This window comes from Streptomyces stoeckheimensis (assembly GCF_045822005.1).
GTDB lineage: Bacteria > Actinomycetota > Actinomycetes > Streptomycetales > Streptomycetaceae > Streptomyces > Streptomyces stoeckheimensis.
This window is the reverse complement of the sequence record NZ_CP169550.1, coordinates 4,370,597-4,390,291: the sequence shown is the minus strand read 5'-3', so window position 1 is coordinate 4,390,291 and position 19,695 is coordinate 4,370,597. Positions and strand designations below refer to the sequence as shown.

Annotated in this window: 16 protein-coding genes; 9 read left to right on the top strand and 7 right to left on the bottom strand. The window is 72.7% G+C overall.

The genetic code is table 11. The annotated features are described in order from the left end of the window. Position 1 precedes the first annotated feature (1 nt). Positions 2-436, bottom strand: coding sequence for a hypothetical protein (locus tag ACE1OC_RS19805; RefSeq protein ID WP_407838124.1), 435 nt, complete (start codon positions 434-436; stop codon positions 2-4). A 215-nt stretch (positions 437-651) separates the two neighbouring features. Here ACE1OC_RS19805 and ACE1OC_RS19800 point away from each other — a divergent pair, with 215 nt between their 5' ends. The 6 genes from ACE1OC_RS19800 (at position 652) to ACE1OC_RS19775 (ending at position 6,589) form a co-directional block, all read left to right on the top strand. Continuing rightward, positions 652-1,032, top strand: a complete 381-nt coding sequence (locus ACE1OC_RS19800; protein ID WP_407838123.1) for a hypothetical protein — start codon at positions 652-654, stop codon at positions 1,030-1,032. A gap of 177 nt (positions 1,033-1,209) precedes the next feature. Next, positions 1,210-2,208, top strand: a complete 999-nt coding sequence (locus ACE1OC_RS19795; RefSeq protein WP_250738819.1) for a pirin family protein — start codon at positions 1,210-1,212, stop codon at positions 2,206-2,208. 347 nt (positions 2,209-2,555) lie between these two features. Continuing rightward, positions 2,556-4,082 (top strand): peptidoglycan-binding protein, encoded by a 1,527-nt coding sequence (locus tag ACE1OC_RS19790; protein WP_407838122.1) that lies wholly within the window; start codon positions 2,556-2,558, stop codon positions 4,080-4,082. Continuing rightward, entirely contained in the window at positions 4,079-4,828 is a 750-nt protein-coding gene (locus tag ACE1OC_RS19785) for an ABC transporter ATP-binding protein (protein ID WP_407838121.1), read from the top strand. Before ACE1OC_RS19790 ends, ACE1OC_RS19785 begins: the two co-directional genes overlap by 4 nt. Beyond that, a complete protein-coding gene (locus tag ACE1OC_RS19780; RefSeq protein ID WP_407838120.1) occupies positions 4,825-6,066 on the top strand; it encodes an ABC transporter permease in 1,242 nt (413 codons plus the stop codon). The genes ACE1OC_RS19785 and ACE1OC_RS19780 overlap by 4 nt, the downstream gene beginning before the upstream one ends. A 52-nt stretch (positions 6,067-6,118) precedes the next feature. Further along, the gene (locus tag ACE1OC_RS19775; protein WP_407838119.1) at positions 6,119-6,589 is read left to right on the top strand and encodes a hypothetical protein; all 471 of its coding nucleotides are present in this window, start codon (positions 6,119-6,121) and stop codon (positions 6,587-6,589) included. Here ACE1OC_RS19775 and ACE1OC_RS19770 read toward each other — a convergent pair. Further along, positions 6,502-7,416, bottom strand: a complete 915-nt coding sequence (locus tag ACE1OC_RS19770; protein WP_407838118.1) for an NAD(P)-dependent oxidoreductase — start codon at positions 7,414-7,416, stop codon at positions 6,502-6,504. The two genes, ACE1OC_RS19775 and ACE1OC_RS19770, sit on opposite strands and share 88 nt — an antisense overlap. Positions 7,417-7,538: 122 nt before the next feature. Here ACE1OC_RS19770 and ACE1OC_RS19765 point away from each other — a divergent pair, with 122 nt between their 5' ends. Further along, complete coding sequence (locus ACE1OC_RS19765) at positions 7,539-8,174, top strand: TetR/AcrR family transcriptional regulator (RefSeq protein ID WP_407838117.1); 636 nt, start codon at positions 7,539-7,541, stop codon at positions 8,172-8,174. Between the two features lie 51 nt (positions 8,175-8,225). Here ACE1OC_RS19765 and ACE1OC_RS19760 read toward each other — a convergent pair whose 3' ends face one another. Together ACE1OC_RS19760 and ACE1OC_RS19755 are read right to left on the bottom strand one after the other, a co-directional pair. Continuing rightward, on the bottom strand, positions 8,226-9,266 hold the full coding sequence (locus ACE1OC_RS19760; protein WP_407838116.1) for an AI-2E family transporter: 1,041 nt from the start codon (positions 9,264-9,266) through the stop codon (positions 8,226-8,228). A gap of 38 nt (positions 9,267-9,304) precedes the next feature. Next, a complete protein-coding gene (locus tag ACE1OC_RS19755; protein ID WP_407838115.1) occupies positions 9,305-11,512 on the bottom strand; it encodes a SpoIIE family protein phosphatase in 2,208 nt (735 codons plus the stop codon). 195 nt (positions 11,513-11,707) lie between these two features. Between ACE1OC_RS19755 and aspS the strand changes: the two genes are divergently transcribed. Beyond that, complete coding sequence (aspS, locus tag ACE1OC_RS19750) at positions 11,708-13,513, top strand: aspartate--tRNA ligase (protein ID WP_407838114.1); 1,806 nt, start codon at positions 11,708-11,710, stop codon at positions 13,511-13,513. Positions 13,514-13,583: 70 nt separating this feature from the next. On the opposite strand, the gene ACE1OC_RS19745 is transcribed toward aspS, so the two are convergent. After that, positions 13,584-15,080 carry a VWA domain-containing protein gene (locus ACE1OC_RS19745; RefSeq protein WP_407838113.1) on the bottom strand — a complete coding sequence of 499 codons (1,497 nt, stop codon included), beginning with the start codon at positions 15,078-15,080 and terminating at the stop codon, positions 13,584-13,586. Between the two features lie 292 nt (positions 15,081-15,372). Here ACE1OC_RS19745 and ACE1OC_RS19740 point away from each other — a divergent pair, with 292 nt between their 5' ends. Next, positions 15,373-17,475: a PhoX family protein gene (locus tag ACE1OC_RS19740; RefSeq protein WP_407838112.1), complete on the top strand. Its 2,103-nt coding sequence runs from the start codon at positions 15,373-15,375 to the stop codon at positions 17,473-17,475. Positions 17,476-17,564: 89 nt separating this feature from the next. Here the strand turns inward: ACE1OC_RS19740 and ACE1OC_RS19735 are convergent, their stop codons facing one another. Next, on the bottom strand, positions 17,565-18,821 hold the full coding sequence (locus ACE1OC_RS19735; protein WP_407838111.1) for a sensor histidine kinase: 1,257 nt from the start codon (positions 18,819-18,821) through the stop codon (positions 17,565-17,567). A gap of 16 nt (positions 18,822-18,837) precedes the next feature. Further along, positions 18,838-19,563: a hypothetical protein gene (locus ACE1OC_RS19730; RefSeq protein ID WP_407838110.1), complete on the bottom strand. Its 726-nt coding sequence runs from the start codon at positions 19,561-19,563 to the stop codon at positions 18,838-18,840. Between the last annotated feature and the right edge of the window lie 132 nt (positions 19,564-19,695).

Here is a 19,695-nt window from a genome sequence, read left to right as displayed (position 1 = left end):
TTCAGGAGCGGTGGCGGAGCCGCCAGAAGACCGCCGCCACCGCGGCCGGCGCGAGGGCGAGGGCGCCGTACGTCCACAGGAGGGCGAGGTCGGGGCGGTGGGCCAGGGAGATGCGGATGCCCGCGAAGGCCAGGGCGCCGACCGCCTGGGCGGCGCCGTCCACGCCCTTGAACCCCGTCGACCAGCGCAGCAGCAGGCAGCAGGCCAGGCAGAGGACGCCCCAGGTGGCGAGGTAGGGCCAGGGCGAGCCGGGGAGCGGTTGCAGCGGGTTGACGGTGGCCGCCCACCGGTAGGAGGCGTACCCGAGGGCCACGACCGCGGCCGTGACGGCGGCGGACCAGCCCAGTGCGGCGAGCGCGGCCCGCAAGGTCCCGTGCGCGGTGCCCCCCTCCGCGCTGGGCTGCGCGCCGTCGGCCTCGTGCGTCGGGGTGGTCACTGATCGGGCTCCTGTCGTGCGGCGGGCGTCGGTCCGTGCGTATCGATCATGTCGATCACGAGGACGCCCGTCCGGGGCTTCTGGTTGTCCCGGGCATGACCGCGGAGCGCAGGTTTCGGCGGTACCCGAAAGGATCGCGGCGCGAGCCGCGGCCCCGGAACATCAGTGCTGCGGGGAGGTCGCAGGGCCCCGCTCCTACTGACAGGGGGACTGTGATGTCACGTACGTCCTTACGCACGAAGCTCGCGGCAGTGGCGGCCACGGGGGTGATGGCGCTGGGTACGGGGGTCCTGGCGGCATCGCCGGCCGAGGCCTCCTCGTGGCCGCACGGCTGCCCGAGCGGCGCCGCGTGCATCTACCCGCGGGACGCCGGGTGGAACAACGGCCATCCGTCCAACATCTACTGGGACGGGGTCAACGCCCTCTGGGGCCAGGAGGGGACGCACTTCGTCGTCAACAACCAGACCCAGGGGTGGAAGGTCCGGCTCTGTTACAACTCGGCGGGCACGAGCTGTGACCCGTACGTGCAGCCGGCCGGCACCACCTGGCAGCTCAACCTGTCGCCGATGAACTCGATCAAGCTCAGTCGCACCTAGCTCCCGGCCGGTCGGGGCCCGTCCCCGGGCCGTTCGGGGGGCGGTGCTGGTGGCGGGCTCTGGTGCCCCGTCGGATCCTGAGACCCCGGGGGAATTCCCCCGGGGTCTTCTCTGTTCTGTCGGGTGGCAGAAAGTTCGGGTTTCAACTAAACTCGACGCCAGAAGGAGGTTCCGACCATGCCTGCAGTGACTGTGGAGAACCCGTTGACGCTCCCGCGCGTCGGGGAGCCGGCCCAGGAGACGACCGCCCGCAAGGTGCTGGCCGTCACGACCGCCCCGGGTGGCTTCGAGGGCGAGGGATTCCCGGTGCGCCGTGCGTTCGCCGGGATCAACTACCAGTACCTCGACCCGTTCATCATGATGGACCAGATGGGCGAGGTGGAGTACGCCCCGGGCGAGCCCAAGGGCACCCCGTGGCACCCCCACCGCGGCTTCGAGACCGTCACGTACTTGATCGACGGAACCTTCGTCCACCAGGACAGCAACGGCGGCGGCGGCGTCATCAACGGCGGCGACACCCAGTGGATGACCGCGGGCAGCGGCCTCCTGCACATCGAGGCTCCGCCGGAGTCGCTCGTGGTGTCCGGCGGGCTCTTCCACGGCCTCCAGCTCTGGGTGAACCTCCCCGCCTCCGACAAGATGATGCCCCCGCGCTACCAGGACATCGGCGGCGGCCAGGTCCAGCTGCTCTCCACCCCGGACGGCGGCGCCCTGCTCCGCGTGATCGCCGGTGAGCTCGACGGCCACCAGGGCCCCGGCATCACCCACACCCCGATCACGATGATCCACGCGACGGTCGCACCCGGCGCGCAGATCACCCTCCCGTGGCGCGAGGACTTCAACGCCCTGGCGTACGTACTGGCCGGGCGCGGCTCGGTCGGCGAGGACCGTCGGCCCATCCACACCGGGCAGACCGCGGTCTTCGGCGAGGGCGGCTCGCTGACGCTGCGGGCGGACGAGGGCCAGGACTCCAACGCGCCCGCGCTGGAGATCGTCCTGCTCGGCGGGCGCCCGATCCGGGAGCCGATGGCGCACTACGGGCCGTTCGTGATGAACAGCAAGCACGAGCTGCAGCAGGCGTTCGACGACTTCCAGGCGGGCCGCCTGGGCCGCATCCCCACCACGGCCCGCACCGGCCTCGGCCACCGCGGCACGGGCGAGGCGTCGGAGGACTGACCCCGGCCCGGTTGTCCGGGCCCCGTACGGCGAAGCCCCTGGCCCTTCGGCCCGGGGCTTCGCCGTGCCGCGTTCCGGTGCCGCGGTGCCGCGGTGCGTCAGCGCGAAGCAGCGCACCGGATCATGGCCGGAACTTGATCGTTCCGGGCCGATGGGGCGGTGGACCAAGCCGCAACTACGTCCTATTCTTTGGGCGCTCGGCCCGGAAGACGCCGGCAGACCCGTGCCCGGTCCGCCCCGGCGGATCCGCCGGGGGAGGCCGGAGCACCCGCTCGTGCCGACTCGCCCCCCTCGTGCTCAGCTCGGTGGCTGATCCGCGCAAACCCGCGAGGCGAAGAAGGACACGGATGGCGCAGGACGTGGGCACGACGACCGACGTGGCTCGGCTGAGCCTCCCGGGGTCCGACATATCCGAAACGGCAGCCGAGTCGGCGAGCGGCGCGTCCGGCCGTCGCCGATGGGTGGCGGCCGTGGCCGTGGGGGCCGTGATCGCCACGCTCGGGGGGCTGGGTGCTGCGCTGCTGGTGAAGTCCCCGGCGCAGGTCGCCGCGGACGCCGCCGCGCCCCGGCCCGACGTGCTGACCGCGACGGTGGAGCACCGGGTGCTCACGTCGTCCGTCATCACCCGCGGCCAGGTCGTCGCGGGCCAGACGGTCGAGGTGATTCCCCAGGTGAGCGCCGGGGTGGGTGCCGCACGTCCGGTGATCACCAAGATCCGGGTCCGGCCGGGGGACACGGTGCAGCCGGGACAGGTCCTGATGGAGGTCTCCGGGCGGCCCGTGTTCGTGCTGGAGGGCAACCTGCCCGTCTACCGCGACCTGAGCCCGGGGGCCACGGGCGACGACATCGCTCAGCTGCAGAAGGCGCTGAAGGCGTTGGGTCATTCCTCGGCGCCCGACGCCGGGGGCAGCTTCGGTGCCGGTACGAAGGCCGCGCTCACCTCCTTCTACAAGGCCGTGGGCTACGGCCCGGTGTCCGCGACCGGCGCCGAGGGCGACCCGGTCGGGGAGGCCCGGAGCCAGGTCACCGCCGCCCAGCGGGCGCTGGAGGACGTTCGGAGCGCGCAGGCGCAGGCGTCCAAGCCGGGGGAGAAGCCGGGTGCCGAGCCGGGCTCCGAGGCGGAGGGCGCCGTACGCCCGGCCGGTGGCGACGGCGGCAGGGCCGTGCGCCGGGCGCAGGAGGACCTGGCCGAGGCGAAGAAGAAGCTCGCGGCCGCGGAAGCGGCCGCCGGGCCGAAACTGCCCGCGGCCGAGGTGGTGTTCCTGCAGAGCTTCCCCGCCCGGGTGGACTCGGTGGCGGCGAAGGTCGGCGGCGAGGCGACCGGTACCGCGATGACGCTGTCCGCGGGCAAGCTGGTGGTGCAGGCCCACCTCCCCGAGTACCAGAAGGACCTCATACAGCCGGGACGTGCGGCCGAGATCTACTCCGAGGTGACCGGCCTGTCCGCGAAGGGCGAGGTCACGCTCGTCTCCGACAAGCGCTCCGAGGCCGGCTCCTCGTCCGGACAGGCGAAGCCCGGCGCGGACGCTCCTGCGCCCGCGCCGGGTGGCCAGGGGGCGACCGGGTGGCTCGTGGAGATCACCCCGGGTGAGCCCCTGAAGGCGGAACTGACCGGCCAGGACGTACGGGTCACCGTCACCGCGGCGTCGACGGACGGCAAGGCGCTCGTCGTGCCGATCACGGCGATCAGCTCCGGGGCGGACGGCCGGACCACCGTGACCGTGCTCGACGAGGGCGGGGAACGGCGCCGGGTGGAGATACGGGCGGGTACGGCGGGGGACGGTTTCGTGGCCGTCACACCCGTGGCGGACGGCTCGCTGGCGGGGGGCGACCGGGTGATCACCGGGGTCGCGCGCGAGAAGGCGTCCCCGTGAGCGTGGGTGCGGACGCGTCCGAGCCGGTCATCGAGTTCCGGGGGATCGGGCTGACCTACCCCGGGCCCCCTCCCGTGGCCGCCCTCAGGGCCTGCGATCTGACCGTCGGGCGGGGCGAGTTCGTCGCCGTCGTCGGTCCGTCGGGTTCGGGGAAGTCCACGTTCCTCAACATCGTCGGACTGCTGGACGCGCCCACCGGCGGAACGTACCTCCTGGACGGCATCGACACCGGCACGCTCCGGGACGCCGACCGCACCGCCCTGCGCGGGCTGCGCATCGGCTTCGTGTTCCAGTCCTTCCATCTGCTGCCCCAGCGCAGTGCGTTGGAGAACGTCACGCTCGCCCTGGTCTACGACGGCACCCCGCGCCGGGAGCGGCGCGACCGGGCCCGCCATGCGCTGGAGCAGGTCGGCCTCGGCCATCGCATCGACTCGCTGCCCACGCGGCTGTCCGGCGGGGAACGCCAGCGGGTGGCCATCGCCCGCGCGCTGGTGACCCGGCCCTCGCTGCTGCTGTGCGACGAACCGACCGGAAACCTCGACACGGCGAACGCCGATTCGGTACTGGCCCTGCTGGAGCGGCTGCACGCCGACGGCATGACGGTCCTGGTGATCACCCACGATCCGCTCGTCGCCGCCCGCGCCAAGCGCACGGTGACGATCCGGGACGGAGTGCTGAGCGTCTCGGACCCGGCAGCGTCCGCGTCCGCGCCTGCGCCTGCGTCTGCGTCCGAGGCGTCCACGTGAGGCGCGGGCGGCGTGACAGCCGTGTCCGGCCCTCCGTGTTCGGCTGGCGCGACGTGCTCTCCGAGTCCCTCGCCGGAATGCTCCAGCGGCCCGGCCGCTCGGCGCTGACCGCCCTCGGGACGGTGCTCGGCGTGGGCACGTTCGTGGCGATCCTCGGGCTGACCGCCACCACCTCGTCACAGATCGACACCCGGTTCAACGCGCTGAGCGCGACCGAGGTGACCGTCGAGGACGTCGCGCGGGAACGGAACGAGTTCGCCGGACCGGCCTTCCCGAAGGACGCCGACGCACGGATCGAGCGCCTCAACGGGGTCGAGCACGCCGGGGTGTTCTGGCCCGTGAGGCTGTCCGCGGAGGAAGCCGTCAGCACCTCCGCCGTGGCCGGGGACCGCCGTAACCAGGGCACCGCCGACGTCGTGGCCGCCTCGCCCGGGGTGCTCGCCGCGGCGGGCGCCCGGCTGGCCGAAGGCAGGCTCTACGACTCCTTCGCCTCGGACCGGGAGGCGCCGGTGGCCGTCATCGGTACGGGAGTTGCCGACCGGCTCGGCATCACCACGCTGGAGACCAACCCGGCGGTCTTCATCGGCGGCCGGCCGTTCACCGTCATCGGCATCGTCGCCGACACGGAACGCAAGGCCGACCTGCTCATGTCGGTCGTCGTACCCCGCACCACGGCGGAGCGGATCTGGGGCGAGCCCACCTCCGGCGGGGCGAGGATGCTGGTCACGACCAGGCTCGGCGCGGCCCAGCAGATCGGGCACGAGGCGCCGACGGCGCTGCGTCCCGACCATCCGGAGTACTTCAAGGTCGTTCCGCCGCCCAACCCCAAGATGCTCCGGGGCCAGGTCGGCGACGACCTGAACCGGCTGTTCCTGCTGCTGGCGGCCATCTGCCTGGTGATCGGCGCCGTCGGCATCGCCAACACCACCCTGGTCGCCGTCCTGGAGCGCACGGGAGAGATCGGTCTGCGCCGGGCCCTGGGCGCACGCGGCCGCCACATCACCGTGCAGTTCCTCGCGGAGTCCGGAGCGCTCGGCGCGCTGGGCGGCCTCGTCGGGACCTCCCTGGGCGTCCTGACCGTGGTGGCGGTCGCCGTGGTCCGCGACTGGACGCCGGTGGTGCACCCGGTGACGGCGGCAGCGGCGCCGGTCATCGGACTGGCGACGGGCCTCGTCGCCGGCCTCTACCCCGCATGGCGCGCGGCGCGCATCCAGCCGGCGGAGGCACTTCGCCGCTGACGGCCGCCGCGGGCTCTTGCGGGCCGCGAGCGCCTCGTCGATCGTCGTCTCCATGGGGATGGTGACGACCTGTCTGGTCTCGCTGGTGGGGGTGAACCTCGCGTTCGGACTGCTCCGGCTGTGGCGGCGGTCGGTGGAGGCGCGGATGGTGCGGCAGGTGCGGGCCCGGCCGGGGCTCGACGCCTACCACGCGGAACTGCTGGGCGCCGCCGAGCCGTTGTGCGTGAGGGACCACCAGCCCGACAGGCTGGCGCGCAACTCCTACCGGGCGTCCGACGTGGCCCTCCGCCTGATGCGTGAGGACGGCGTGCTGCACGGTGGCGACGGCGGCGATCCGGGATTCCAGGCCGCCGTCCGCGCCCACCTGGATCGTGCTCACGGCCCAGGCCGGCAACACCTGGCACCCCCTCGCGGAGCGGGAAGTCCCCGCCGCTCTCAGGCTGCCGGGGCCGCCCCCCTCAGCAGACTGACCAGCCGCGAGCTGCTGTCGGCGCCGAAGCCCGCGGCGACTCCGCGCCGGTAGAGGTCGGCGTGCGCCGTCAGGATCCCGGTGTCCACCCCGGAGTCGGCGGCGGTGTGCAGGACGTGCTCCACGCTCGCCGCGCACATGGCGAGGCGCTCGTACGTACCCTCGTGCGCGTCGGCGTCGATCAGCGGGGCGCCGCCCTCGTAGAAGCCGCGCATGGTGTCGGCCGTGTAGCCGGCGTACGGCACGATGTCCGCGGCCGTCAGGCCGTTGGCCTGCGCCACGGCGAGGGCCTGGTACCAGCCGGTGTACGCGGTCCAGAACATGATCATGTTGAGCTGGTAGTAGAGCTGCGCGTACCCGGCGTCGGCGCCCCGGTAGTCGGAGGCGGCGAGCACGTCGAGCGCCGCGCGGTGGGCGGCGTAGACCTCCTCCGGGCCGCTGATGAAGACGGACGAGCCCTCCTGGCCGATGCCGGTCGGCGGGACGTTGACCCCGCCCGTGAGGTACGAGGCCCCGCGCTCCTGCGCCCAGCGGGCGGCGGCCCTGGCCTTGTCGGGTACGTCGGAGGACAGGTTGGCCAGGACCCGGCCGCCGAGGTCGGCGCCGCCGAGGGCCGTGTACATGGCGTCCACGTCGATGAGGCTGAGCACGGTCAGCTCGCTCGCGGCGACCGCGTCGGCGGCGCTGCCGGCCCGCCGCGCGCCGCGCGCCACGAGCTCGGTGTCCTTGCCGGGGCTGCGGTTCCAGACGGTGACCTCGTACCCGGCGTCCAGGTAGGCGGCGGCCATGGCCCGGCCCATGGGGCCGAGCCCGATGACGGTGACCTGCTGCGGGGCCTGGTTCGTGGCCGGGGTCGTGTCCCGGTGCGTGTCCTGGTTCATGGCAGAGCTCTCCTCGGGTCGATGCTTGCGGCTCTAAAACGAACGCTCTATCCAGCGCTCGGAGTGAACGTAGCACGCACTAGAACGAACGCTCTATCTAGATACGGGATAGGGTGGCTCTCATGGCAGCAGCAACAGAGACGAAGACGGCGGCGTCGGCGGACGGACTCGGGACGCGGGAGCGGCTGGTCCGCACCGCCTCGCGCCTCCTCCAGCACGGCGGGTACGAGAACACGCCGGTCAAACAGCTCGTCCGCGAGGCGGAGGCGACCCTCGGCTCGCTGTACCACTTCTTCCCCGGAGGCAAGCAGGAGCTCGCGGTCGCCGCGATCCACTTCGGCGACGAGGAGTTCGCCGAGGCCCTCCGCTTCGGGCTGTCCGCCCACGCGGACCCGGCGCGCGCCCTGGAAGCCGTCGCGGAGCTGCTCGCCGAGGCGCTCGAAGCGTCCGACTGGCGCGACGGCTGCCCCGTGACGACCACGGCGCTGGAATCGGTCGGCCGCCTGCCGGAGCTCCAGGCGGCCTGCGCCCAGGCCTTCGCGAACTGGCAGGAGCTCGTCGCCGCGAAGCTCCTGGCCTGCGGCCACCCGGAGGCGGAGGCGCGCGACCTGGCGGTCACCGTGATCAACACCCTGGAGGGCGCCGAGATGACCTCCCAGGTCACCCGGAGCCGGACCCCGCTCCTCCTCGCGGGCCGCCACCTGTCACGCCTGGTCTCCTCGTACGCCCCCGCAACCGCGCCGCGACGATCGGACTGATCATCAGGGCCTTCGGCGGGACCGCCGTGGAGGGGTCCGCCGAAGCGGGGATCAGGCCTCCGCCGCGTACCGGGAGCGCAGCTCCGAGACCACGCCGAAGAACGCCGCCGTCAGCGGTACGGCCAGCAGCATCCCGAGGATGCCGGCGACGCTCGCCCCGGCCGTGATCGAGAGCATCACCACCGCCGGGTGCATCTGTACGGTGCGGCTCTGCACCATGGGCTGGAGGATGTACCCCTCGATCATCTGGACCGCGAGCACCACGCCCAGCGCCCACAGGCCGATCACCCAGCCGCGGTCGGCGAGGGCGACGAGGACGGCCACGGCGCCGGAGAGGAAGGCGCCGAGGTAGGGGATGTAGGCGGTCACGAACACCAGCGCGGCCAGCCCCACGGCGCCCGGGACCCGCAGGATCAGCAGACCTGCGCCGATGAGGACGGCGTCGACCAGGGCCACGAAGGTGGTCCCGCGCATGAAGCCCTCGACGGCCTCGTACGCGCGCCGCCCCATCGCCTCCATCAGGTCGCCCGAGCGGCTCGGCACCATCGAGCGCAGGGTGCCCACGGCCCGGTCGGAGTCGCGGAGGAAGAAGAAGATCAGCACCATGGCCAGCAGGGCCGTCGCGAGCATCGTCGCGACCACGCTGAGCCCGGTGACCACGCCCGAGGCGGCCGTTCCGCCGAATTTGGCGAGCAGGTCCTTGGAGTTCTTGGCCACGTCCTCCACGGAGGTGCCGAGCGCCCCGAAGTGCTTCGCGAGGTCCTCGCCGGCCTTCCGCAGGGAGTCGATGATCTGGTCGCCGGTCTCGATGAGCGCGAGGACCACGATGTAGCCGGCCCCGCCGACCACGGCGGCCACGGTGAGGCAGGTGAGGGCCGCGGCGAGCGAGCGGTTGACCTTCATGGCGACCAGCCGCCGGTGCATCGGGCCGAGCAGGGCCGTACCGAGCACGGCGAGCAGAACGGGCGTGACCACCGTGCGGAAGACGGTGCACAGCCACACCACGAGGGCGAGCACGGCGGTGACGAGAAGGACGACGACGCACCAGGCGGCGAGTCGGCGTACGGGCTCGGGCAGCAGGGGAGTCGGCACGGCTCATACAAACACGGGCAGGGCCCGCCGCCCGGCGGTCAGTCCAGCGGGTCGGGTTCGGGTTTGGAACGCTCGTTCAGCACGAACCACGTGGACTTGCCCTCGCCGCGCGGGTCGACGCCCCAGTCGTCCGCGAGCATCTCCAGCAGCAGGACGCCCCGGCCGCTCGACGCCATCTCTCCCGGGTGGCGCTTGTGCGGCAGCTCGTCGGAGCCGTCCGCGACTTCCACCCGCAGCCGGCGCGAGCCGAGCTCGCCCACCGCCTCGGCGATCAGCAGCGCGTCCCCGTCCGTGTGGACCAGTACGTTCGTCACCATCTCGGAGACCATCAGCACCGCCGCGTCGACCTGCTCCGGGTCCGCCCAGTCGTGCAGCAGCTCGCGGATCTGCTGGCGGACCCCCGCGACCCGCTCCGGCTCCGCCTGGGCGACGGTCGTCATCGTGCGCCGGGCCGGCCGTGCCGGGTGCAGCAGCGGGGTCTCGCAGCCGCAGCCCTCGCCCTCGCGGCAGAGCAGGACGACGGCGATGTCGTCCTCGCGCCGGTCGGCCAGCGGTCCGGTGGTGTGGTGGGAGGACGGGCCGTGCACCGCCTGGACCAGCAGGTCGGCCAGCCGTTCCAGGTGGCGCGGCTCGGGGTCCGCGTCCTGCGCGTCGTAGGGGGTCTGCGACTCCAGGATGGCCCGCAGCCGGGCCCAGCCCGTGTCGAGGTCGTGCCCGCCCGTCTCGATCAGCCCGTCGGTGCAGAGCATCATCGTCTCGCCGGGTTCCAGGGTGAACCGCGTCGTCGGGTAGTCGGTGTCCGGCACGATGCCGAGCGGCAGCCCGCCCGCCGTGGGCCGCATCAGGACCGTGCCGTCGGCCATCCGCACCGCCGGGTCGGGGTGCCCGGCGCGGGCCACCTCCAGCAGGCCGGTCGCCGGATCGCACTCCACGTACAGGCAGGTCGCGAAGCGCGGGCTCTGGAAGTCGGGATCCCCGTCGCCGGGGCCCCCGCCCTTGCCCGGGTCCGAGGCGGTGTCCTGCTCCGAGCACAGTCCCGCCAGGAACCGGGAGGCGCGCGAGAGCACCGCGTCGGGCCGGTGGCCCTCGGAGGCGTACGCGCGCACCGCGATCCGGAGCTGGCCCATGAGCCCGGCCGCCCGGACGTCGTGGCCCTGGACATCGCCGATGACCAGCGCGAACCGTCCCGACGGCAGCGGGATCATGTCGTACCAGTCGCCGCCGACCTGGAGCCCGCCGCCGGTCGGCACGTAGCGTGCGGCGAGGGTCATCCCGGGGATCTCGGGGCCGAGCTGCGGCATCATCGACCGCTGGAGGCCCGTGGTGAGCTCCCGCTCGGATTCGGCCACGCCGGCCCGCTGGAGCGCCTGCGCGAGCATCCGGGCCACCGTCGTCAGGACGGAGCGCTCGTCGGGGGAGAAGGACACCGGGTGCTTGAACGCGGCCATCCAGGCGCCCATGGTGCGTCCCGCGACGATCAGCGGCAGGAAGGCCCAGGAGATCCGGCCGAAGCGCTGGGCGAGGGGCCAGGTGGCCGGAAAACGCCGCTTGTAGTCCTCCGGGCTCGGGAGGTAGATCGCCCGGCCGGTACGGACGACCTCCGCGGCCGGGTAGTCGGTCTGCACCGGCATGTCCGCGAAGGGGCCCTCGTCCCCGGGATCGTGCCCGTGGTGCCCGATGATCGACAGCCGGTCGCCGGACACCCCGAAGACGGCCAGCCCGTCGGGGATGAACCCGGGCATGGACAGGGAGGCCGCCACCCGCAGCACCTCGGCGGTGGAGCGGGCCTCGGCCAGCGCCCGCCCGGCGTCGAGCAGGAAGGCCTCGCGCGAGCGGCGCCAGTCGCCGGTGATGGGGGTGTGCGCGGCCGTGGTGCCGGGCTGGGCCTCGGCTATCTCCTGGATGGTGCCGATCAGCTCGTAGTCGAGGCGGCCGTCCGCGGTGCGGTTCTCCAGCGGCTTCGAGCGGCTCCGTACGGTGCGCAGCACGCGCCCGTCCTCGTCCATGATCCGCAGCCGGGCCTCGGCGAGGGTGCCCTCGGCGACCGCGAGGTTCACGATGCCGTTGATCTCGTTCCAGTCCACCGGGTGGAAGCGCGAGCGCACGGCGACCTCGGGCAGTGCGACGGGCTCGGCGGGCAGCCCGAGCAGCCGGGCGGCCTCGCTGTCGAGGGTGACCGTCCCGGAGGCGTTGTCCCATCGCCACAAACCGGTCGCGATGGCGGCCAGGACGTCCTCTGTGCGCACCCGGTCATCTTTACAGGTCATCCGCCTGACGTGCCTGTTCACCACCCCGGCGGGACGCCCGGCGCGACGCCCGGCGAGACCCCTGGCGCGACGCCCGGCGCGACCCCGGCGAGCGGGCCCGCACGGGCTCCCGCCCCGGACGGTAACCTTGGGACGGTTGAATCCACCCTGGTATCACGTAGAACTGGATGACTGATGCATCGGTACAGGTCCCACACGTGCGGCGAGCTTCGTGCCTCCGACGTCGCCTCCGACGTCCGGCTGAGCGGCTGGCTGCACAATCGTCGAGACCTGGGCGGCATCCTCTTCATCGATCTGCGTGACCACTACGGCATCACGCAGCTCGTCGCCCGTCCCGGCACGGCCGCGAACGAGGCGCTCAGCAGCGTCACCAAGGAGACCGTCGTCCGCATCGACGGCAAGGTCGTCTCCCGCGGCGCGGACAACGTCAACCCCGAGCTCGCCACCGGCGACATCGAGGTCGAGGTCACCGCGGTCGAGGTGCTCGGCGCCGCCGCCCCGCTGCCCTTCACCATCAACACGGACGACGGGGTGAACGAGGAGCGCCGTCTGGAGTACCGCTTCCTCGACCTGCGCCGCGAGCGCATGCACCGCAACATCATGCTGCGCTCGGCCGTCATCGCCTCCATCCGCTCCAAGATGGTGGCCCTCGGCTTCAACGAGATGGCGACCCCGATCCTCACCGCGACCTCCCCCGAGGGCGCCCGTGACTTCGTCGTCCCGTCCCGCCTGAACCCGGGCAAGTTCTACGCGCTCCCGCAGGCGCCGCAGCAGTTCAAGCAGCTGCTGATGATCTCCGGCTTCGACCGGTACTTCCAGATCGCGCCCTGCTTCCGCGACGAGGACGCCCGCGCCGACCGTTCGCCGGGCGAGTTCTACCAGCTCGACGTCGAGATGTCCTTCGTCGAGCAGGAGGACGTCTTCCAGCCGATCGAGCGGCTGATGACGGAGATCTTCACCGAGTTCGGCAAGGGCCGCCCGGTCACCTCGCCGTTCCCGCGGATCCCCTTCCGCGAGTCGATGATGAAGTACGGCAACGACAAGCCCGACCTGCGGTCCAAGCTGGAGCTCGTCGACATCACCGACGTGTTCGAGGGCTCGGAGTTCAAGGCGTTCGCCGGCAAGCACGTGCGCGCCCTGGCCGTCCCGGACACCGCCGCCCAGCCGCGCAAGTTCTTCGACGGCCTCGGCGAGTACGCGATCTCGCTGGGCGCCAAGGGCCTGGCCTGGGTCCGCGTGGGCGAGGACGGTGCGCTGACCGGCCCGATCGCCAAGTTCCTCACCGAGGAGAACGTCAAGGTCCTCACCGAGCGCCTCGGTCTGGCCGCCGGTCACGCCGTGTTCTTCGGTGCGGGCGAGTTCGACGAGGTCTCCAAGATCATGGCGGGCGTCCGCGTCGAGGCCTCCAAGCGCGCCGGACAGTTCGAGGAGGACGTCTTCCGCTTCTGCTGGATCGTCGACTTCCCGATGTTTGAGGCGGACGAGGAGACCGGCAAGATCGACTTCTCCCACAACCCGTTCTCCATGCCGCAGGGCGGCATGAAGGACCTGGAGGAGAAGGACCCGCTCGACATCCTGGCGTGGCAGTACGACATCGTCTGCAACGGCATCGAGCTGTCCTCCGGCGCCATCCGCAACCACGAGCCCGAGGTCATGCTGAAGGCCTTCGAGATCGCCGGTTACGAGGCCGAGACCGTCGAGCGCGAGTTCGCGGGCATGCTGCGCGCCTTCCGCCTCGGCGCCCCGCCGCACGGTGGCATCGCCCCGGGCGTGGACCGCATCGTGATGCTGCTCGCCGACGAGCCGAACATCCGCGAGACCATCGCCTTCCCGCTCAACGGCAACGCGCAGGACCTGATGATGGGCGCGCCCACCATCCTGGAGGAGTCCCGCCTGCGCGAGCTGAACATCGCGCTGCGCAAGCCGGTGGAGACGAAGAGCTCGGAGCCGGTCGAGAAGGCCGTCAAGCCGCACCAGTAAGCCGTAGAACGAAGGAAGGGCCCGGGATCCGTACGGATCCCGGGCCCTTCCTCTGTTGCTACTGGAACTTCTAGAACTTCTCCAGCAGGCCCTTGAGGAGGGCTGCCGAGGTCAGTTCGGCCGGCGCGGGGCCGGCGTGGAAGAAGCCGGCGTTGTCGGCGGACAGCTTGCGCAGGAAGTCGAACGCCTTGGCGTCGTGCTCGCCGAAGGCGACGAACTGCCAGTGGATGCCGGGGGCGGTGGTGGCCGCCTCGGCGAGCGCTTCGCGGGCGGGGCGGACGCTGTCGGGCGCACCGTCCGTCTGGAACACGACCAGGGCCGGGCCCTCGCCGCCGTCCTTCTGGTAGCGCTCCACGACGGCCTCGACGGCGACGTGGTAGCTGGTGCGGCCCATCCGGCCGAGCTCCGCGTGGCGGGCCTCGACCCAGGCCTCGTCGTACGCGTCGAGGGACAGGTCGGCCGTGCCGTCCAGCTCGGTGGAGAAGAACACCGTACGGACGGTGGCCTCCTCGTCGAGGTGCGCGGCGAGGGCCAGGGCGTGGTCCGCGAGGTGCTGGACGCTGCCGTCCTTGTAGAACGGGCGCATCGACCCCGACCGGTCGAGCACGAGAAACACGGTGGCGCGGGCGCCGGCCTTCCCCTTGGTGCGCAGGACCTGTCCGGCGGCCTTGTACGCGGCTGCGAGCGGGGGCGCTTGGCGCTTGACCGCGGCGAGCGCGTGCGCGGGGCCGCCTGCGGCGGCATCGGCGGTGAGGAGCTCGGGCTCGACCTCGGGCTCGACCTCGGCCTCGGCCGGGACGGGCTCCGTGTCGGCGTCGGCCGCCACGGGCTCCGCCTCGGTGATGACCTCGGCCTCGGCCGCGGCAGGCTCCGCCTCGGGCTGCGCCTCGGCCTCGGCGGCCACGGGCTCGGCCGGGGCGGCTACGTCGGCCTGCGGCTCGGTGTCCGCCTCGGCGGCGGGCTCCTCCTCGGGCGCCGCGGCCAGGGCCGGTTCGGCCTCCGCCTCGGCGGCGACCGGCTCCGGCTCCGCGGCGGCCGGCTCGGCCTCCGCCTCGGGGGTGGCTGCGTCGGCTTCCGGCACCTCGGCTGCGGCCTCGGGCTCGGCCTCCGTCACCTCTGCCTCGGCCGCGAGCGGCTCCGGCTCGGTGGCGGGCTCCGGTGCTGCTTCGGTGGCCTCTTCGGCCACGGTCTCCGCGACCGGTTCCACGGGCTCCGCTTCGGCGGCCACGGGCTCCGCTTCGGCGGCGGCCGGGGCCGTCGGGGTGGACGGCGTCGCCGGGGTTGCCGACGAGACCCCGGTGGGGGAGCGGCGGGCCTCCGGGACCGTGGGGTCCGGGGTGGGGGCCGGGGCCGGGGCGGTGAGGACCGTGCCCGGTTCGAGGTCCCGCGGGCTGGACTGCGGGGGAACGGTGGGGTTGTCGAAGGAGGCGGCGACCAACTCGGCCGCGGCGTCCAGGGGGGTGCGTTCGGTCTGGCTCGGGAGGGCCGCCGAAGTGGTGCCGGTCGTCTCCGGAACCGATTCAGAGGTCCGTCCGAACACCTTGCGCAACAAGCTCCGAATACCCATGGGCCAGGCCTTTCGCATGAGTGCGTGCATCATTTGTCCGTGCTGCGCGGTAGATCCCTGCCCAGAGTGGACACGTAAGGTTATCGGCCCCTTGGCTGGAACTTCGGGAGGGGCACCTTTCGTGGCGCCCAGGGCCCAAACACACCCGATCCGCCCTCGAACTGCCGCCCCGACGTGCCGGATTCACCGGGCGTTCATCCATCGGCCGCCGCTTCGGCGCAACCCGCCCATAGCGTCACCGACGGATTGTTCCGACACGTTGTCGGGGACCGTGCATCAACGGAGGACACTCGTGCGCAAGCTCCTGCCGCTCATCGGCTCTTCTCACGGGGGCGGCCGTTCCGCTCTCACCTGCCGCTACCGGTGCGGCGACGCCTGCTTCCACGAGGTGCCGAACACCAGCGACAACGAGTACGTGGGCGACGTCATAGCCCGCGCCTACTCGCGTCGCGCGATGCTCCGCTCCGCCGCGGTCGTCACGGTCGCCTCGGCCGCCGGTACCGCCCTCACGCTGAGCGGCAACGGCTCCTCCGCTTCCGCGGACCCGACGGTCGAGGCGCAGCGCGCCGGCGCCGCCGGGGTCAACGCCCAGGGCGCCCGCGGTCTGCGCTTCAAGCCGGTCGCGCCGAACACCGCCGACCAGGTCACGATCCCCGAGGGCCACGAGCAGAACGTGGTCATCCGCTGGGGCGACCCGATCGTCAAGGGCGCGCCGGGCTTCAACCCGGACAACCAGACCGCCGCCGCACAGGCCGGCCAGTTCGGCTACAACAACGACTTCCTGAGCCTGCTCCCGCTCGGCGGTGACTACGAGCGCCAGCAGCTGCTCGTGGCCAACCACGAGTACACGGACGAGCAGCTCATGTTCAAGGCGTACGACCCGGCCAACCCGACCCGCGAGCAGGTCGAGATCGCCTGGGCCGCGCACGGCCTGTCCGTGGTCGCGGTCCAGGAGGACCACCGCAGCGGCAAGCTGACGGCCATCAGCCGCCACCGCCTCAACCGCCGTCTGACCGCCACCAGCGAGTTCCGGCTGACCGGTCCGGCCGCCGGCACCGACCTGGTGAAGACCTCGGTCGACGCCGCCGGCACCAAGGTGCTCGGCACCCTCAACAACTGCGCCGGCGGCACCACCCCGTGGGGCACCACCCTCCACGGCGAGGAGAACTTCAACCAGTACTTCGGCAACGCCGGCCAGGTCACCGACCCGACCCAGGCCGCCCGCCTGAAGCGTTACGGCGTGACCGCCGGCGCCACCGAGCGCAAGTGGGAGCGGTTCGACAAGCGCTTCGACGTCGCGCAGGAGCCCAACGAGTCCCACCGCCACGGCTGGGTCGTCGAGCTGGACCCGTACGACGTGAACTCCGTCCCGCGCAAGCGCACCGCGCTCGGCCGCTTCAAGCACGAGGCCGCGCAGCCCCGCCTGACCGAGGACGGCCGCCCCGTCGTGTACATGGGCGACGACGAGCGCTTCGACTACTTCTACAAGTTCGTCTCGTCGAAGCAGATGAAGAAGGGCGACTCGCGCGCGGCGAAGGAGCACAACCTCACGCTGCTCGACGAGGGCACCCTCTACGTCGCCAAGCTCACCGGTGACACCCCGGCCGCCGAGATCGACGGCACCGGCAAGCGCCCCACCGACGGCGAGTTCGACGGCTCCGGCGTCTGGATCAAGCTCCTCACCTCCTCCCCGTCCGGGAACGTCTCGCACGTCGAGGGCATGACCGCCGAGGAGGTGTCCGTCTTCACGCGCCTTGCTGGTGACAAGGTCGGCGCGACCAAGATGGACCGTCCCGAGGACGTGGAGCCCTCCCCGCGCACCGGCCGCGTCTACATCGCGCTGACGAACAACACGGACCGCGGCAAGCCCGGCAAGGAAGGCGCCACCGAGGCCAACCCGCGCAACCTGAACAAGCACGGCCAGATCCTGGAGCTCGCCGAGAACTTCGACGACCCGGCCGGCGACGGGTTCGCCTGGCGCCTGTTCCTGGTCGCGGGTGACCCGAACGACCCGGCGACCTACTTCGCGGGCTTCCCGAAGGACAAGGTCAGCCCGATCTCCTGCCCGGACAACGTGGCGTTCGACCCGCACGGCAACCTGTGGATCTCCACGGACGGCAACCAGCTCGGCTCGCACGACGGCCTGTTCGGCGTCGCGACCGCCGGTGAGCGCCGCGGTGAGCTGAAGCAGTTCCTGACCGTTCCGCGCGGTGCCGAGACCTGTGGTCCGATCATCCAGGACAAGCGCGTCCTGGTCGCCGTGCAGCACCCGGGCGAGATCGACGGCGCGTCCGTCGAGAAGCCGCAGTCGGTGTGGCCCGACGGTCCCGGCAAGATCGTCCGCCCGTCGGTCGTGTCGGTCTGGCGCAAGGACGGCAAGAACATCGGAGTCTGAGCCGAGGCGGTTCGACCTGAGGTGAGTTGACCCGAGGGGCGCCGGTGGACGTACGTGGGTGTTTCACGTGAAACATCCACCGGCGCCCCTCAACTGCCGTCCGTCAGGCGCCCGACCGGCAGCAGGAGCGTGGTCACCGCGCCCCCGTCGGGGGCGTTGGAGAAGCGCAGATCGATCTCCAGCACCTCCGCCTGCCCGGCCGCGATGGTCAGGCCGAGCCCGTGGCCCCGTCCGCGTCCCGGATCCCCGGTGCGGAACCGCCGCGGCCCCTGCTCGATCAGCTCGGCCGGATAGCCGGGCCCGTGGTCGCGTACGGTCACCAGCGGGCCGGTGACGGTCACTTCGACCGGCGGTCGCCCGTGCTTGTGGGCGTTGACCAGCAGGTTGGCCAGGATCCGGTCCAGTCGGCGCCGGTCGGTGAGCACCACCGCGTCCCGCTCGATCCGTACCGCGACGGGCAGCCGGGTGCTCGCGGCCGCCCGCTCCACCGCGCGGCCGAGCTCCACCCGGGCCAGGTCGGCCCGTTCGACGCCCGAGTCCAGCCGGGAGATCTCCAGCAGGTCCTCGGTGAGCAGGTGCAGGGCGCCCAGCCGGTCGTTGATCATCTCTTTGGGCCGGCCCTCGGGCAGCAGCGCGGCCGCGGCCAGGGATCCCGTGAGCGGGGTGCGCAGCTCGTGCGCGACGTCCGCCGTGAACCGCTTCTCCGCCTCCAGCTGGGCCTGGAGCGAGGCCGCCATCGAGTCGAGGGCCTGGGCCACGTCCCGTACCTCGTCGCGGGAGCGCGGGCGCGGCCCCTCCCCGTCGGCCGGGAAGCCGACGCGTGCGTCGAGGTCCCCGGCGCTGATCCGGCGGGCCACGGCGGCCGTGGTGGCGAGCCGGCGGCTGATGCGGCCCGCGAGGAAGATGCCGGCGAGGGCGACCACCCCGGCGGCGAGGACGGCGGAGACCAGGATGGCGGTGTCGATCTCCCGGAGCCGGGTGCGGGTGCTGTCGTAGGGGACCCAGACGGCGAGGGGCTTGCCGTCGGCGGGTCCGGCCGCCCACATGACCGGTTTGCCGTCGTGGGTGCCGGTCATGCTGCCGGTCAGTCCGCGGGCGACCAGGTCGCGCAGCGGGGCCGGGAGGCCGGGCGGGTCGAGGGCGCTGTTCCCGTCGCCGCGCGCGGTGCCGTACTCGTACTGGCCCAGGGCGTAGTCCAGCTCCCGGTCCACGTCCTTGCGGACCTCGCCGACGAGCTGGCGGGCGACCACGTTGTGCACGAGGATCCCGAGCGCGGCCGCGACGGCGCAGCACACCGCCGTGGTGGTCATGGCGATCTTCCAGCGCAGGCTGCTCGTCCGATGCATCGGGACCCGGCCCCCCTCAGCCGTTTCCGGCGCCGGGGCCCGCGGCCGGGCAGGGGGAGGCGTCGCCCTGGTTCGGGCACTCGTCGAGGGTGAGCTGGGAGAGGTTCATGATCCCGGCCTCCGGGTCCCACACGTAGTCGGAGATGGAGACCTTCTTCGGGTTCGAGGTCGGCTCGCGCACGGCCAGGTGCTCGGCGGCCACCTCCACGCCCTCCAGGACCCCGCGCCGGGACAGGATCCGGGCGATGGTCCCGTCGTCCTGGACGGTGTAGACGCGCAGTTCGCTGAGCCGGCCGTCGATGTCCAGGGCGGTGATCAGCTCCGGCCGGCCGTTGCCCGTCACATCGGCCACGACCGCGGGCCGCACGGGACAGTCGGGGCCGCCGTCCACAGCCTGTGTGCAGAGCGCGATGCGCTGGATCGCGCGGGGGTCGACGAGCCGGCCGGTGCCGGCGTCCGCGGCGTTGGCGGCGGTGATGTCGGCCCGTACGACGTCCACGGCGTTCACGCCCTGCATGGACAGCGAGGGGACCTTGGCGAGGCCGGGGACGGCGGTGGCCGTACCGGACTGCTGGCCGGGGGCCGGGGCGTCGGGACGGATGTCCTTCCACAGGGTGCGGGGGGCGTGGGCGGTGCCGAGGTCGCCGTCGTTCCGGAGGCCCTCCACGTCGGCGCAGCCGGCGGTCGCCGACAGGGCGGCCGCCAGGAGGAGGACCCGGCTGCGCCGGAGGAAGGGCCTCATGTGCTGATGCTCCCCCGTCGGGAACGGGGCGGCCCGGGGGCGGGGCCATTGGAGGGACGGCGCGGCGCCGCTGCCAGGGGCTCCGCCCCCGGACCCCCGCGCCTCGAACGCCGGCGGGGCTGGATTTGGCCG